This is a genomic window from Robiginitalea aestuariiviva (genome assembly GCF_029537735.1).
Taxonomy (GTDB): Bacteria; Bacteroidota; Bacteroidia; order Flavobacteriales; family Flavobacteriaceae; genus Robiginitalea; species Robiginitalea aestuariiviva.
In genome coordinates, this window is sequence record NZ_JARPUQ010000001.1 from 262,152 (window position 1) to 276,448 (window position 14,297).

Consider the following 14,297-nt stretch of genomic DNA (forward strand, 5'->3'; position numbering starts at 1 on the left):
GGAAGCCCTTTCAGGGTCCACCCGAACTTTGTATCTTTAACCCCACTTTTTTCAATGGACCAACCTTAACACCTCACACCATGCACATTGCGGTTGCGGGCAACATCGGCGCCGGAAAAACCACCCTGACCCGGTTGCTTTCCAAACATTATAAATGGGAGGCACACTTCGAAGATGTGGTGGACAACCCCTACCTGGACGATTTCTATACCCAGATGGAGCGGTGGAGCTTCAACCTGCAGATCTACTTCCTGAACAACCGTTACCGGCAGATCCTGAAAATCCGGGAAAGCGGTAAAAACGTAATCCAGGACCGGACCATTTACGAGGATGCCCACATCTTTGCCCCCAACCTCCATGCCATGGGGCTGATGACCAACCGGGATTTCCAGAATTACATCAGCCTGTTCGAGCTGATGGAGACCCTGGTGCAGCCGCCGGACCTGCTCATCTACCTGCGCAGCTCCATCCCCAACCTGGTGAACCAGATCCACAAGCGGGGGCGGGAGTATGAGAATTCCATTTCCATCGATTACCTGAGCCGCCTCAACGAGCGGTACGAGGCCTGGGTACACGGGTACGAAAAAGGGAATTTACTGGTTATAGACGTAGATAACCTGGACTTTGTGGATAACCCCGAACACCTGGGGGAAGTGATCAATAAAATCGACGCCGAGATCCACGGCCTGTTCTGACCCTACCCTACAAGAGTCCCAACCCGCGGGCATGCTCCAGCACCTCCTCGGACTGGTGCACCAAACATACCGGCACCTCCTGTTCGCCTGCAATCAGGTTGCGCACCCTGCGCATCCGGCCTCCGTGGCGCACGCTTCTCAGGTAGATGGCCCGGATGCGACCCGGGAAACGGCGCGCCAGCTCCAGGTAAATGTCCGCATCCCGTTCCCCGCTGTCCCCGATCAAAATGAACGGCAGGTCCCTGTAGGTTTTCAGGATGTTTTCAATTTCGTGCTGTTTGTGGGGCGCCCCGCCCCGCCGGCGCGACAAAAAGCTGGCCATGGAACGCAGCAGGATGGGGCCGGCCGGGAAAGCATTGCGGGAGAGGAAATACTCCAGGTACCTATAGAGGTTCCAGGGGCTGTGGCTCACGTAAAAAATGGGGTTGCGGGCCTGGCCGCCCGCCCCGGCGTGCAAACGGTGGTACAGTTCGGGCGCCCCGTGCAGGGGAATGCGGCTTTCCGCCCGTTTGAACAGGGTATTGGCAATAACCTGCCACTTCAGGTAAGAGGTAACCCCCGTATGCAGGATGGTATCGTCTATATCCGTAACTACGCCATAAGCTGCGGATTCAGGCGGCACCAGCAACCGCCCTTCAAAGCGATTTTCCCGCAGGATGGGCCGGCTGAGGCCTTCGGGGTCGTAGGCCACGGTATAGGGCACCCAGCCCTCTTCATCGGCCAGGGCCCCGAGGCCATCCACCGCCTGGTCCAGCAGGTAGTATCCGTCCCCGTCCGTGCGCAGGTCAAAACCCCGGCCATCCGGAAGGGTCAGTTTCAGGGGGGTATTGCGGACCTCATCCGTCTCGAAGCGTTTCCAGCTGCTGATCAGCAGGGAAAGCGTTCCTTTCTGGGCCAGGTCTATGGCTTCATCCTCCAGGGCCCGCCCGCGGGCATAGAGGTGCGTTGGCGTCCCGTAACTGCGGAACGCCAGGATTTGCAACGGATCTTTTCGGCCCAGCCAGCCCATAGGTATTTTGTTTACCGGGGTAATCCCCGGGCCCCTGAAGATACCCAGGCCAGGCGAACCGGACAAACGCGGACCCGGATTTAGCCCAAAAACAAACCCCCGGCCCTTGCGGACCGGGGGTTGTATATCGCAGTCAAACAGCACCTATTGCTGCTGCTCGATCTTTACTTCCTTCTCTACGCGGATCTTGGCGCCGGAAGTCTCGCCCATGGCTTCTACCTGAGCTTTTACGGCTTCGAGATCTCCGGTCAGGGTCTCTTGCTGAACGCTTTCTTCCCCGTTCTCAGTAGTGGTGGTGGTAACCATGGCGGTATAGGTACCGTCCTGGTTCTGCTCCATTTTTACCTCAACGCGCTTCTGCACTTCCACCGCCTGCTTTTCGGCATAGGCCATGGCCGTATCGGAAGACAGGGCAATACTCGGGGCGATCACCAGGGCAACCACGGAGATAAGCTTCAGCAGGATGTTCAGGGAAGGCCCGGAGGTATCCTTGAAGGGATCCCCTACGGTGTCTCCTACTACCGCAGCCTTGTGGGCATCGGATCCTTTACGGCCCTGCTCTTCGATCATTTTCTTGGCGTTGTCCCAAGCCCCACCGGCATTGGACTGGAAGATGGCCATCAGCACCCCGGCAGAGGTTACCCCGGCCAGCAGGCCGCCCAGCATTTCAGCCCCGCCGATGAAGCCAACGGCTACAGGCACGGCAATGGCCAGCAGGCCGGGCAGCACCATTTCCTTGATGGAAGCCGTGGTGGAGATTTCCACGCATTTATCGTATTCGGCCTTGCCGTCTGCAGCGTCGAACACCTTGCGGTCGGCTTCGGAGGCCTTGCTCATATCGGAATCGTACTTGCGCATCACCTCCAGGGCGCTTTTCAGTTCGGGGATGTCCCGGAACTGGCGGCGCACCTCCTCGATCATGGACATGGCCGCGCGGCCCACAGCGTTCATGGAGAGGGCGGAGAAGACAAAAGGCAGCATGGCCCCTACCAGCAACCCGGACATGATATCCGGCTGGGATACGTCAATGGCGGTTACGTTGGCAGTCTTCATAAAGGCGGCAAACAGCGCCAGGGCGGTCAGGGCCGCAGAGGCGATGGCAAAGCCTTTTCCGATAGCGGCAGTGGTGTTCCCCACGGCATCCAGTTTATCGGTTCGCTCCCGCACCTCGGAAGGCAGTTCGGCCATCTCGGCAATACCCCCGGCGTTGTCGGAGATCGGCCCGTAGGCGTCTACAGCCAGCTGGATACCGGTATTGGCCAGCATCCCAACGGCCGCAATCGCAATTCCGTAGAGCCCCGCAAAGTAGTGGGATACCAGGATAGCCCCGGCAATCAGCAGGATCGGGATGGCGGTGGACATCATGCCCACACCCAGCCCGGCAATAATGTTGGTGGCCGATCCGGTTTCGGACTGGCGCACAATGCTGCTCACCGGCTTGGTGCCGGTACCCGTGTAGTATTCGGTAACCTTACCTACCAGCAGGCCGGCAATCAGACCGGCAATGGTAGCCCAGAAAACCCCCATGGAGGTGAACACCTTCCCGCCTTCGGTCCAGGACTCCGGCAGCATGTTGGTAATCAGGAAATAGGAAACGATCAGGGTCAGGAGGGCAGAACCAAACTCCCCGATGTTCAGGGCTTTGTGCGGAGACCCGCCATCCTTAACTTTTACAAAGAAGGTCCCGATAATGGACATTACGATACCCGCACCGGCCAGCGCAAGCGGCAGGTACACCGCGCCCAGGCCGTCAAAGGCAGCCTGGAATTCGGGGATGCCTACAAAGGTGGCGCCCAGTACCATGGTTCCGATAATGGAGCCCACGTAAGACTCAAACAGGTCGGCACCCATCCCGGCTACGTCCCCAACGTTGTCCCCAACGTTATCGGCAATAGTGGCCGGGTTCAGGGGGTGGTCTTCGGGGATACCCGCTTCCACCTTACCTACCAGGTCGGCCCCCACGTCGGCAGCCTTGGTGTAGATCCCCCCGCCCACACGGGCAAAGAGGGCAATGGATGAGGCGCCCAGGGAGAAACCGGACAATACGTTCAGGACTTCGGAAATAGCCCAGCCCTGGCCGCTGTATATCACAAACAAACCGCTCAGGCCCAGTACCCCGAGGCCCACAACGCCCATCCCCATTACGGAGCCGCCGGCAAAGGCAACTTCCAGGGCTTTACCCAGGGAATTCCGGGCGGCGTTGGTGGTGCGGACATTGGCTTTAGTGGCTACCTTCATCCCGATAAAACCGGCCAAAGCGGAACACACGGCCCCTACCACAAAGGATACGGCCACCATTCCGTTGGAACCGGCTTCGCTCTGCCCCTTAAAGAAGAGCAGTACGGCCACCGCCAAAACAAAAATCGAAAGGATCTTGTATTCGGCCTTGAGGAAGGACATGGCCCCATCGGCAATGTTCTTGGCGATACGCGCCATTTTGGCGTCGCCTACTTCCTGCTTGGACACCCATGCGTTGCGCACGAACACATAGAGCAGCCCCAAAAGGCCGAATGCCCACAAATAATTCACGATTTGTTCCATTATGTCAGTTATTTAGAGAGTTGAAACGGGTGCAAAAGTAGTAAAAGGGTTTAAACTATAAAAAGGTTTTTTCCGCCCCTTCCGCCTGTGGGTTCGCCCCTAGAAATGGAAGCCGAAAGCCCCGGTAACGCTGAAGGGGCGGGCCTCCGGACGGGAAAGGTAATTCCCCCGGAAATTGAAGTCGATACGAAAGACCTTGAAGATGTTGCCCACCCCTACGGAGTACTCCCAATAGACCTTCTGGTCCGGGGCCTGAAGGGGGATATTGGCCGGGCTGCTCAGCTGGCGGTTGGCATCCGAAAGCTCGCCCCAGGCCCCGCGCAGCCCTACAATCTCCCGGAGGTTCCAGTTGCGCAACAGAGGCAGGCGGGAAAACAGCCGGCCGTTGAAATTGTGCTCCAGGTGGGCTGCCACATAGGTGTCGGTCACAAACTCGTAGAAGTCCAGGTTGGGGAAGGTGGAATAGATGGAGAACAGGGTTTGGTTTCCGGGCACCACGCTCAGCAGGCCCAGGGGCACCTCTCCGAAGGTTTTGCCTGCCTCCAGGGTAGTGCGCAGCCGGCCCAGCCCCCCCAGTTGCCAGGGCTGGGTGTAGGAGAACTGCCATTTGGAATAGTCAAAATCGCTCTGCAGGAACCCCTGCAGGCCCCGGGTGTATTGCAGGAACAGGTTGCTGTAAGTGTCGTTTACGTCCCGCCGTTCTACCCCGTACCCAATGGTTTCCCGCCCCGGGGTATACACCAGGGTGGTAATCAGGTCGAATTGCCGGATACTGGACGCTATTCCCCCCGGGGCTTCCGGGTCCAGGTAATCCAGGCTGAAGGCGTCGGGCAGGGCCGAGCGTAGGGTGCGGAAGGACCCGCCAATGCGCAGTCGCAGGTTCCGAACCGGCTCCATCTCCAGGGCAGCCGTCGATAGGTTAATACTGGTCAGGCGGTTGTTGTTCCCCACCGTAAGCACCGAACCGGAGGCGGCGCTTCGGCCCAGTACGTCCGTGGTGGCCGTCAGGTTCAGGCCCATCTGTTCCACATCCCTGCGGTTCCCCCCGGAGAGGATCAGCCGGAGCTTACGGTCCAGCAGAAACTTCCCGGACAACCCGTATTTCACCTTGTGGTCGGCAAACCCATAGGCCAGGTAGCCCTCCAGCCGCCAGGGGTCGTTCTGTCCGAAATAGGTACGGGCCCCACCCCGCACCCTCCAGCCTTCGGCATCGTTGTAGCCCACCACGCTGTAGATGTCGCCCAGATCCAGGTTCCATTTGTCGATCTCCACATAGCCGGATCCCAGGATGCTCACCAGGTTGTAGTAGCTGCGGAAGCGGGGCACAGTCTTGAGCGTATCCAGCATGCTGTATACCCCTTGCTCGTCCTTGTTCAGGGCTTCCAGGCGGTTGGTGGCCCAGAAACTGTCCGGCCGTTGGTAAACCTCCGGATGAAAGGGGTCTGCCTCGGCCTTGTAGAATTCCCTGGGGCGGGGCTGGTCAAAGGCGTAGTGGTCATATACGGTAGTGCGTTTGCCGTACACCCCCCGGGATTCCTCCTTTTTATTAAAGGCAAAATCGCTGAGCATGTAATCCCGTTTCAGCAGGAATACGGAATCGGAGAGCACCTCGAATTCCTGTTCGATGTAGATCTCCTTCACCCAGTTGATATTGGCACTTCGGGTAAGTTGAAGGTTGATCTTCTTGACCGCAAAGGTGGTGTCGTTTACCCAGAAATCCCCCTTGAAGGTGAGCTCGTTCTTGCGGCGGGGGTAATACAGGATATTATAACACCATTTATCCTCCAGAAAGGCGCTGTCCGCCAGCACGTAATTGTAGGTATCCACCCCGGTGCGGGAAAGCGGGCTGGTAAAGCTCTTGTCGAAAAACTTCAGGTAGTTGTCGTAGATGTCGTAATCCGAATAGAGGTCCTGTACAAAGGCCAGGATCGCCTGGTTGTTGCTAAATCCCGAATTCTTATTGCCCAGCACCTCTTGTTTTTCCAGGTCCATGGCATTGTCCCCATACACCCGGGTGAATTTTTCATTCAAGAAGATAGGCAGGTACGTCTTGCCGGTAATGCGGGAGGTATCCAGGTCCTGGAAGACAAACTCCATCCCCTTAAAGACCCGGCTCTGCATCAGGGCACTGTCTATGGTGTTCAGGTCAAACTCGATCTTCTCGTAGGCGTCGTAGGTATACTGCTCATACTTGCGCAAACCGTTGGTGCGCTTTTTCGCCCAGATCTTGCGCAGAATATCCACCGCGGGATTGTTCTTCTTGGACTGCCTGCCCACGTAGACCACCACCTCGTCCAGTTGCTCCCCCTCCTCCAGCACAATTCGCAGTTCCAGGTTTACACGGCCCTCAAGGGTTACTTCGCGGGTGGCGTAGCCTACAAAGGACACGGAAAGGGTCTGGAAGGTCTGGTCGGATTCCAGATAAAAACGGCCATTGTCGTTGGATATAGTACCCTGGCTGGATCCGGGGAAGACAATGTTGGCAAAGGGTACGGGCTCGCCCTCCTGGTCCACCACAATACCCCCGGCCTTGGTCTGGGCCAGCAGGGCCATCCCTCCGAAGAGAAAAACCACAATGGTAAGCCACATGCGCATAGGCATCAGATTATCCCCGTGACCCGCTGCTGCGAGTTGCATCAGGCGAAACCGGGGCATGAGTTTTCGGGTTACAGGTAGTGGTCTGTCGGATACTGCGGGTTTAAATAACACCGCCGGCAACGGGGCCGGCGGTACTAAGATACGGTTTGTGCCCGGGGGGCCTACTTGTATAACACTTTTTTAACCGCCTTTATGACATCGCCGCTGTTGGGCAGCCATTCTTCCAGCAGTACGGGAGAATAAGGCGCAGGCGTATCTGCGGTGTTGATCTTCACCACCGGGGCATCCAGGTAGTCAAAGGCTTCGTTCTGCACATGGTAGGTGATCTCGGTGGCCACGTTGCCAAAAGGCCAGGCCTCTTCCACCACCACCAGGCGATTGGTCTTTTTCACGGAAGCCAGGACAGTGGCATAATCCAGGGGACGGACCGTGCGCAGGTCGATCACTTCACAGGAAATACCCTCCTCGGCCAACTGCTCGGCAGCCGTATACACTTCTTTGATGATTTTTCCGAAAGACACAATGGTCACATCGGTGCCTTCGCGCCTGATTTCGGCCACGCCCAGCGGGATGGTGTACTCCCCTTCCGGCACTTCGCCCTTGTCTCCGTACATCTGCTCGGATTCCATGAAGATCACGGGATCGTCATCGCGGATGGCAGATTTTAACAGGCCCTTGGCGTCGTAGGGGTTGGACGGTACCACCACCTTCAGGCCAGGGCAGTTGGCAAACCAGCTCTCGAAGGCCTGGGAGTGCGTGGCGGCCAGCTGGCCGGCAGAGGCCGTGGGCCCCCGGAATACGATCGGGATATTGAATTGCCCGCCGGACATCTGCCGCATCTTGGCGGCATTGTTGATAATCTGGTCAATCCCCACCAGGGAGAAGTTGAAGGTCATGAATTCGATAATCGGGCGGTTGCCGATCATGGCGGATCCCACGCCGATCCCGGCGAAACCGAGCTCCGAAATGGGGGTGTCCAGCACGCGGTCCGGGCCAAATTCGTCCAACATCCCCTTAGAAGCTTTATAGGCGCCATTGTATTCGGCTACTTCCTCGCCCATCAGGTAAATGGACTCGTCCGTCCGCATTTCTTCGGACATGGCTTCTGCGATGGCTTCCCTGAATTGTATCGTCCTCATTGGGTCTTTGTTTTTGGGGCCCGGGAGGTTCTGCCCCGGGTGCGCACAAAAATAGAAATTCTCCAGCAACTTCCCCGAGCCGATCTTTCAAAAAAATCGGGAAATTTTATTATGCATGCATAGTATTTTTGAAATTAATTGGCTATCTTAGCGGCCCGCGTTACTACAAAAAAACAAGCATCTATGAAGATACTCGTCTGTATCAGCAATGTTCCTGATACTACCTCCAAAATCAACTTCACGGCCGACAACACGGCTTTCGATACCAATGGGGTGCAGTTTGTGATCAACCCCAACGACGAATTTGGCCTTACCCGCGCCATGTGGATGAAGGAAAAACAAGGCGCTGCCGTGCACGTGGTCACCGTTGGCGGCCCGGGCGTAGAGCCCACCATGCGCAAGGCCCTTGCCATTGGGGCGGACGAGGCCATCCGCGTGGATGCCACCCCTACCGATGGCCTTTTTGTAGCCCGCCAGCTGGCCGAAGTGGTTAAAAGTGGCGGCTATGACCTGGTGATTGCCGGGCGGGAGTCCATCGACTACAATGGCGGCATGGTCCCCGGAATGCTGGCCGCCATGCTGGGAATGAATTTCGTGAACACCTGCATTGGCCTGGAAGTGGACGGCACCTCTGCAAAGGCCGTACGCGAAATTGACGGGGGCAAGGAAACCCTGGAAACCAGTCTGCCCCTGGTCATCGGGGGGCAAAAAGGCCTGGTGGAGGAAAGCGACCTTCGCATCCCGAACATGCGCGGCATCATGATGGCCCGCCAGAAAAAACTAACCGTGGTTCCTGCCGCAGAAGCGACCCAGGGGACGGCGGACAAAACCTTTGACAAACCGGCCCCCAAAGGCCAGGTTAAACTGGTAGACCCTGCAAATATCGGGGAGCTGGTGGAGCTCCTCCACAAGGAAGCCAAAGTCATATAACGCATATCCAAAAGCGAAAATCCAATGTCAGTACTCGTATATACCGAAACCGAAAACGGATCCTTTAAGAAAAATGCCTGGGAAGTAGCCAGCTATGGCGCCCAGCTCGCCAAGGCCATGGGAACCGATGCCGTAGCTGTGGCCGTAAACGCCGCGGATGCCTCCCCCCTGGGGAAATACGGCATTGCCCGCGTACTGCAGGTTAGCGAACCCCGCCTGGAAACCTTTAACGCCCGGGCCGTGGCGTCCCTGCTGGAACAGGCTGCCGCCCATACCGGGGCCCGCGTGGTTGTGGTAAGCTCCAGTGCAGATGCCAAATTTGCCGCCCCCCTGCTGGCTGGTGCCCTCCAAGCCGGGTACGCCCCCAATGTGGTAGGCCTGCCGGACAGCACCCAGCCCCTGGTGGTGCGGCGTACCGTATTTAGCAACAAGGGGTTTGCCCATACCGAACTCCAGGGCGAACGCGCCATCATTGGCGTTTCCAATAATGCCTTCGGGATGGTGGAAGCCGAAGGGGCTGCCACGGCCGAAGCTTTTACCCCGGAATTCGGGGAAGGCACCTTTGCCACCAAAGCCGTTTCCGTAGACAAAGCCACCGACAAGATCGCCATTGCCGATGCAGACATCGTAGTCTCCGGCGGACGCGGCCTGAAAGGCCCCGAAAACTGGGGCATGGTAGAAGAGCTTGCCGAGGTGCTGGGCGCTGCCACAGCCTGTTCCAAACCCGTTTCCGACATGGGATGGAGACCCCACAGCGAGCACGTGGGGCAGACCGGGAAACCTGTGGCCAGCAACCTGTATATCGCTATAGGAATCTCCGGCGCCATACAGCACCTGGCGGGGGTAAATGCCTCTAAGGTAAAGGTGGTGATCAACAACGATCCGGAGGCCCCTTTCTTCAAAGCGGCCGACTACGGAGTGGTGGGAGACGCCTTCGAAGTGGTCCCCGAACTCATCGAAAAATTAAAGGATTTTAAGGCCCAAAACGCCTAATTTTTGTTAATTTGTCCTTTTGAAGGGCTGTTAAATGACCAGACAACCCTGGTGTTTAACAGCCTTTCGCTTTTACCCAGCCTATGAGCCTTGTACGGTTACAAATAAAGGGAATTTCCTATAGCCAGACCCAAAATGGCGCCTATGCCCTTATCCTGAATGAGATGGACGGGGACCGCAAGCTGCCCATTGTGATTGGGGCTTTCGAAGCCCAATCCATCGCCATTGCCCTGGAGAAGGAAATCAAACCGCCCAGGCCCCTCACCCACGACCTGTTCAAGAATTTTGCGGATCGTTTCGATATTGTGATCAAACAGGTTATCATCCATAAACTGGTGGACGGGGTCTTCTACTCCAGCATCATCTGCGAGCGGGACAAGATCGAAGAGATCATCGATGCCCGTACCAGCGATGCCATTGCCCTGGCCCTGCGGTTTGAAGCCCCCATCTTCACCTACAAAACCATCCTGGACAAGGCCGGGATCTACCTGAAATTCTCTTCCAAGGAAAAGGACAAGGAGGGGGACGACAGCATTGTGGTGGACGAAATCCTGCAGGAAAGCGAGGCCGTGGAAATTGACGCGGGGGCAGACGCGCCCTACCGGGAAATGACCCTGGAAGACCTGCACCAGGAGCTGGACAAGGCCGTGGCCAGCGAAGACTATGAAAAAGCGGCCAAGATCCGGGACGAAATCTCCAAACGCAAGTAATAACGTGAGCCACCCCCGTAACCTACGCCGGCCCGCCGGCGCCCTGCTTTCCGGCGTTTTAATGCTTTTACCGGGTCTGGCAGCCGCACAGGACGCCTCCATTATTCCCAACCAGGGGTTTACCCTGGATTCCCTGATGCGCGGGGCCCTGGGCATGCTTGTGATCTTGTTGCTGGCCTGGGCCTTCAGTGCCCGCCGTAAGCAGATCAACTGGAAAACCGTGGGCATCGGGTTGGGGCTGCAACTGCTGCTGGCCATCGGGATTTTGAAAGTCCCCGCCGTCCAATGGTTCTTCAATGTCCTGGGGAGTTTTTTTAACAGCATCCTGGAATTCACGGCAGCCGGAAGTACGTTTTTATTCGGCAACCTCATGGACCTGGAGAATGCGAATATCGGGTATGTATTTGCCTTCCAGATCCTGCCTACTATCATCTTTTTTTCGGCCCTCACCTCTGTACTGTATTACCTGGGCATCATCCAGGTAGTGGTCAAGGCCATGGCCTGGTTGCTCACCCGTTTTCTTGGAATCTCCGGCCCGGAGAGCCTGAGCGTGGCCGGCAATATCTTCCTGGGGCAGACCGAAGCCCCCCTGCTGATCAAGGCCTACCTGGAAAAGATGAACCGCTCTGAAATGCTGCTGGTTATGGTAGGCGGCATGGCCACGGTAGCCGGGGGTGTCCTGGCTGCGTACATCGGCTTCCTTGGGGGCAGTGACCCCGCCCTGCGCCTGGAGTTTGCCCGCCACCTGATCGCCGCCTCCGTAATGGCGGCTCCCGGGGCCATTGTGGTTTCCAAAATGCTGCAGCCCCAGACCGAACCCATAGATGTCACCATAGAGGTGAGCTCCGAAAAGATCGGGAGCAACCTGCTGGACGCCATTGCCAATGGTACCACCGAAGGGCTGAAACTGGCCGTGAATGTGGGCGCCATGCTGCTGGTTTTCGTAGCCTTTATCGCCATGCTGAACGGCATCCTGGACCTGGTTGGGGGCGCCACCTCCCTGAACGGGTGGATTGCCGAACACTCCCCCTACGACAGCCTTTCCCTGGAAGCCATCCTGGGGGTGGTCTTTGCCCCCCTGATGTGGCTGATCGGGGTGGACTCCGCAGACATCCTTCAGATGGGGCAACTGCTGGGGATCAAACTGGCCGCCAGCGAATTTGTGGGCTACATCCAGCTGGCCGAACTTAAGGACGTGACTTCCGGCACCCACCTGGGCTACCAGAAGTCCATCATCATGGCCACCTATATGCTCTGCGGCTTTGCCAATTTTGCTTCCATCGGCATCCAGATCGGAGGCATTGGTTCCCTGGCGCCCGGGCAGCGAAAAACCCTCTCCGAATTCGGGATGAAGGCCGTTTTGGGCGGCACCCTGGCTTCCCTTTTGTCGGCTACCATGGCGGGGATGATCCTGGGTTGATAAGTTCTTGAAAAGTAGGCATGGGGCCGGTTGGCCGGCACCCTTCGGTTTTCCTATTTTTGATTCCCGAGGCCGGGCCGGGCGCCCATGTATGGCCATAGCACCCTATTTCGCATGAAACAATATCACGACCTGCTGCAACACGTCCTGGAACACGGACAAGCCAAAACCGACCGCACCGGCACAGGAACCCTGAGCGTCTTTGGGTACCAGATGCGCTTTAACCTGGCCGAGGGTTTCCCCATGGTCACCACCAAGAAATTGCACCTGAAATCCATTGTTCACGAATTGCTGTGGTTCCTGAGCGGGGATACCAACATCGGGTATCTCCAGGAAAACGGCGTGCGCATCTGGAACGAATGGGCCGATGAAAACGGAGACCTGGGCCCCGTGTACGGCCGCCAATGGCGCAACTGGAACAACGAGGATATTGACCAGATCCGGGAGGTGATCGATACCATCCGCAACAACCCGGACAGCCGCCGGATGCTGGTGGCCGCCTGGAACCCCTCCGTCCTGCCGGACACCTCGGTCTCCTTTGCGGAGAACGTGGCCCGCGGCAAGGCCGCCCTGCCGCCCTGCCATGCGTTTTTTCAATTCTATGTAAGTAACGGGAAGCTCTCCTGCCAGCTCTACCAGCGCTCCGCAGACATTTTCCTGGGGGTCCCTTTCAACATTGCCTCCTATGCCCTGCTCACCCTGATGATGGCTCAGGTATGCGACCTGGAACCCGGGGAATTCATCCATACCTTCGGGGATGCCCATATCTACAACAACCATATGGAGCAAATCCGCCTGCAGCTGAGCCGGGACCCCCGGCCGCTGCCCACCATGAAACTCAACCCGGAGGTGCGCGACCTTTTTGCCTTCCGCTTCGAGGACTTTACCCTTGAAAACTACGACCCCCACCCGCATATTAAAGGGGCAGTGGCCGTCTGAGTCTTGCGATTGCCAATGACCCTATCCAACGTATTTCTGATCCTGGGCATGGGCCTTTTCCTATCCCAGGGGGTTCACGCCCAGGAAATGGAAAACAGGGCGGAACGCCTCCTGCTATCCGGATGCCCCCAGGGGGAACCCGATTGCGTTTACCAAAGGCTGCAAACACAGATACAGCCTGTCCTAAAGGCTAACGCCAGCCTCCTGAAGGACTCGGTTGGCGTGATTGTCCGGTTCCGGGTGGACCAGGCCGGGCAGCTGGACGGGTTGCGCCTGTCGCTGCAGAGGCAGACGCGAAAGGCCTGGGATGCGATAAACCCGATAATGGAAGACAGCCTAAACGTTTTGACACCCATTGCTGTGAGCAACCCAGAGCGCGGCCCGTATCCGGCATGGCACAATTTTTCCTTCGAATTTGCGCGGGTGAACGATACCGTATGGAAACCCATCCCAAGTGAGGACGTATATTCCGGCGGTGTTGTGGAACGGCCGCCCCTTTTCCCGGACTGCCTCCGAACCGACTTCGAATCGGATATATCGTGTTTCCAGCAACGGATGCGGGCGCATATCGTCCAAAACTTCAGATACCCGAAAGACGCCCTGGGTGACGGCATACAGGGAAGGGTGGTAGTTCGCTTCACCATCGATGAAAAGGGGCGTGTCCAGGACCTGAGATGCGATTCCGGATATCCCGCCTTTCAGGAAGAAGGTATTCGGATTATGTCCAAATTACCCCGGTTTCAGCCCGGAATGCGCAATGGGCTGGCAGATGCCTGGGAATTTGCCCTCCCTTTAATGTTCCGGCTTTCCGAATAAAAAAAGGACCGGAAAACCGGTCCTTTTTCGCTTTGCAATACGCTTTGTTTTACAGCTCCAGTACCGCGTTTTCGGCACCGGCGAAATCGTTCCACTGGTAACGATCGGCAGCTTCGTCGTTTACATAGGTGCTACCATCCACCAGGTAACGGAACTCATAGCTCTGCTCCATGGGGAGGTCGAACGTACCCTTAAAGGTTCCGTTTTTAAGTTTTTTCAGCATGCTGCCTTTGGGGTTCCAGTTGTTGAAATCGCCTACTACAGCTACTTTTTTAGCCTCTTCGGCAGGTACGGTAAAGGTTACCTTGCACACCGGCTTGGATTTGAGATATTGTTTCTTGATTGCCATGATCAGGTGTTTTTAGTGATTTGTTACGTCCCGATTTACGGGACAAAGCAACACATAAAAGCACTAAAAGACAATTCGTTACCCCAGTTTTATCAATTTCGTAAAATTCCGTTTACAATGCCGGCATGTTGCCATTTTAGCCCCGGGAAGTTTGCAAG

At 56.9% G+C, this 14,297-nt stretch carries 12 protein-coding genes; 7 read left to right on the plus strand and 5 right to left on the minus strand.

Features of this window, described 5'->3' with window-relative positions:
• Positions 1–80: 80 nt before the first annotated feature.
• A complete protein-coding gene (locus OZ410_RS01230; protein ID WP_277706092.1) occupies positions 81–695 on the plus strand; it encodes a deoxynucleoside kinase in 615 nt (204 codons plus the stop codon).
• 7 nt (positions 696–702) lie between these two features.
• Here the strand turns inward: OZ410_RS01230 and OZ410_RS01235 are convergent, their stop codons facing one another.
• From OZ410_RS01235 to OZ410_RS01250, 4 genes are all read right to left on the minus strand, one after another.
• A complete protein-coding gene (locus OZ410_RS01235; RefSeq protein WP_277706093.1) occupies positions 703–1,704 on the minus strand; it encodes an App1 family protein in 1,002 nt (333 codons plus the stop codon).
• 144 nt (positions 1,705–1,848) lie between these two features.
• Complete coding sequence (locus OZ410_RS01240; RefSeq protein ID WP_277706094.1) at positions 1,849–4,245, minus strand: sodium-translocating pyrophosphatase; 2,397 nt, start codon at positions 4,243–4,245, stop codon at positions 1,849–1,851.
• Positions 4,246–4,344: 99 nt separating this feature from the next.
• Positions 4,345–6,840, minus strand: a complete 2,496-nt coding sequence (locus OZ410_RS01245) for a DUF5686 and carboxypeptidase-like regulatory domain-containing protein (RefSeq protein ID WP_277707154.1) — start codon at positions 6,838–6,840, stop codon at positions 4,345–4,347.
• A 164-nt stretch (positions 6,841–7,004) separates the two neighbouring features.
• Complete coding sequence (locus OZ410_RS01250) at positions 7,005–8,051, minus strand: pyruvate dehydrogenase complex E1 component subunit beta (RefSeq protein ID WP_277706095.1); 1,047 nt, start codon at positions 8,049–8,051, stop codon at positions 7,005–7,007.
• Positions 8,052–8,165: 114 nt separating this feature from the next.
• Between OZ410_RS01250 and OZ410_RS01255 the strand changes: the two genes are divergently transcribed.
• From OZ410_RS01255 to OZ410_RS01280, 6 genes are all read left to right on the plus strand, one after another.
• On the plus strand, positions 8,166–8,912 hold the full coding sequence (locus OZ410_RS01255) for an electron transfer flavoprotein subunit beta/FixA family protein (RefSeq protein WP_277706096.1): 747 nt from the start codon (positions 8,166–8,168) through the stop codon (positions 8,910–8,912).
• A 24-nt stretch (positions 8,913–8,936) separates the two neighbouring features.
• Positions 8,937–9,905, plus strand: coding sequence for an electron transfer flavoprotein subunit alpha/FixB family protein (locus tag OZ410_RS01260; RefSeq protein ID WP_277706097.1), 969 nt, complete (start codon positions 8,937–8,939; stop codon positions 9,903–9,905).
• A gap of 83 nt (positions 9,906–9,988) precedes the next feature.
• Positions 9,989–10,615, plus strand: coding sequence for a bifunctional nuclease family protein (locus OZ410_RS01265; RefSeq protein WP_277706098.1), 627 nt, complete (start codon positions 9,989–9,991; stop codon positions 10,613–10,615).
• Positions 10,616–10,676: 61 nt separating this feature from the next.
• Positions 10,677–12,035: a NupC/NupG family nucleoside CNT transporter gene (locus tag OZ410_RS01270; protein WP_277707155.1), complete on the plus strand. Its 1,359-nt coding sequence runs from the start codon at positions 10,677–10,679 to the stop codon at positions 12,033–12,035.
• A 114-nt stretch (positions 12,036–12,149) separates the two neighbouring features.
• Positions 12,150–12,974, plus strand: a complete 825-nt coding sequence (locus OZ410_RS01275) for a thymidylate synthase (protein ID WP_277706099.1) — start codon at positions 12,150–12,152, stop codon at positions 12,972–12,974.
• Positions 12,975–12,989: 15 nt separating this feature from the next.
• The gene (locus tag OZ410_RS01280) at positions 12,990–13,790 is read left to right on the plus strand and encodes an energy transducer TonB (protein WP_277706100.1); all 801 of its coding nucleotides are present in this window, start codon (positions 12,990–12,992) and stop codon (positions 13,788–13,790) included.
• Positions 13,791–13,839: 49 nt separating this feature from the next.
• Here the strand turns inward: OZ410_RS01280 and OZ410_RS01285 are convergent, their stop codons facing one another.
• Positions 13,840–14,139 (minus strand): isoamylase early set domain-containing protein, encoded by a 300-nt coding sequence (locus tag OZ410_RS01285; protein ID WP_277706101.1) that lies wholly within the window; start codon positions 14,137–14,139, stop codon positions 13,840–13,842.
• Between the last annotated feature and the right edge of the window lie 158 nt (positions 14,140–14,297).

Bases quoted from the DNA above. Each gene is read 5' to 3' on its own strand.
- OZ410_RS01230 (WP_277706092.1), top strand. From the start codon at position 81: ATGCACATTGCGGTTGCGGGCAACATCGGCGCCGGAAAAACCACCCTG.
- OZ410_RS01255 (WP_277706096.1), top strand. From the start codon at position 8,166: ATGAAGATACTCGTCTGTATCAGCAATGTTCCTGATACTACCTCCAAA.
- OZ410_RS01260 (WP_277706097.1), top strand. From the start codon at position 8,937: ATGTCAGTACTCGTATATACCGAAACCGAAAACGGATCCTTTAAGAAA.
- OZ410_RS01270 (WP_277707155.1), top strand. From the start codon at position 10,677: ATGCTTTTACCGGGTCTGGCAGCCGCACAGGACGCCTCCATTATTCCC.
- OZ410_RS01265 (WP_277706098.1), top strand. From the start codon at position 9,989: ATGAGCCTTGTACGGTTACAAATAAAGGGAATTTCCTATAGCCAGACC.
- OZ410_RS01275 (WP_277706099.1), top strand. From the start codon at position 12,150: ATGAAACAATATCACGACCTGCTGCAACACGTCCTGGAACACGGACAA.
- OZ410_RS01235 (WP_277706093.1), bottom strand. From the start codon at position 1,704: ATGGGCTGGCTGGGCCGAAAAGATCCGTTGCAAATCCTGGCGTTCCGC.
- OZ410_RS01240 (WP_277706094.1), bottom strand. From the start codon at position 4,245: ATGGAACAAATCGTGAATTATTTGTGGGCATTCGGCCTTTTGGGGCTG.
- OZ410_RS01285 (WP_277706101.1), bottom strand. From the start codon at position 14,139: ATGGCAATCAAGAAACAATATCTCAAATCCAAGCCGGTGTGCAAGGTA.
- OZ410_RS01280 (WP_277706100.1), top strand. From the start codon at position 12,990: ATGACCCTATCCAACGTATTTCTGATCCTGGGCATGGGCCTTTTCCTA.
- OZ410_RS01245 (WP_277707154.1), bottom strand. From the start codon at position 6,840: ATGCGCATGTGGCTTACCATTGTGGTTTTTCTCTTCGGAGGGATGGCC.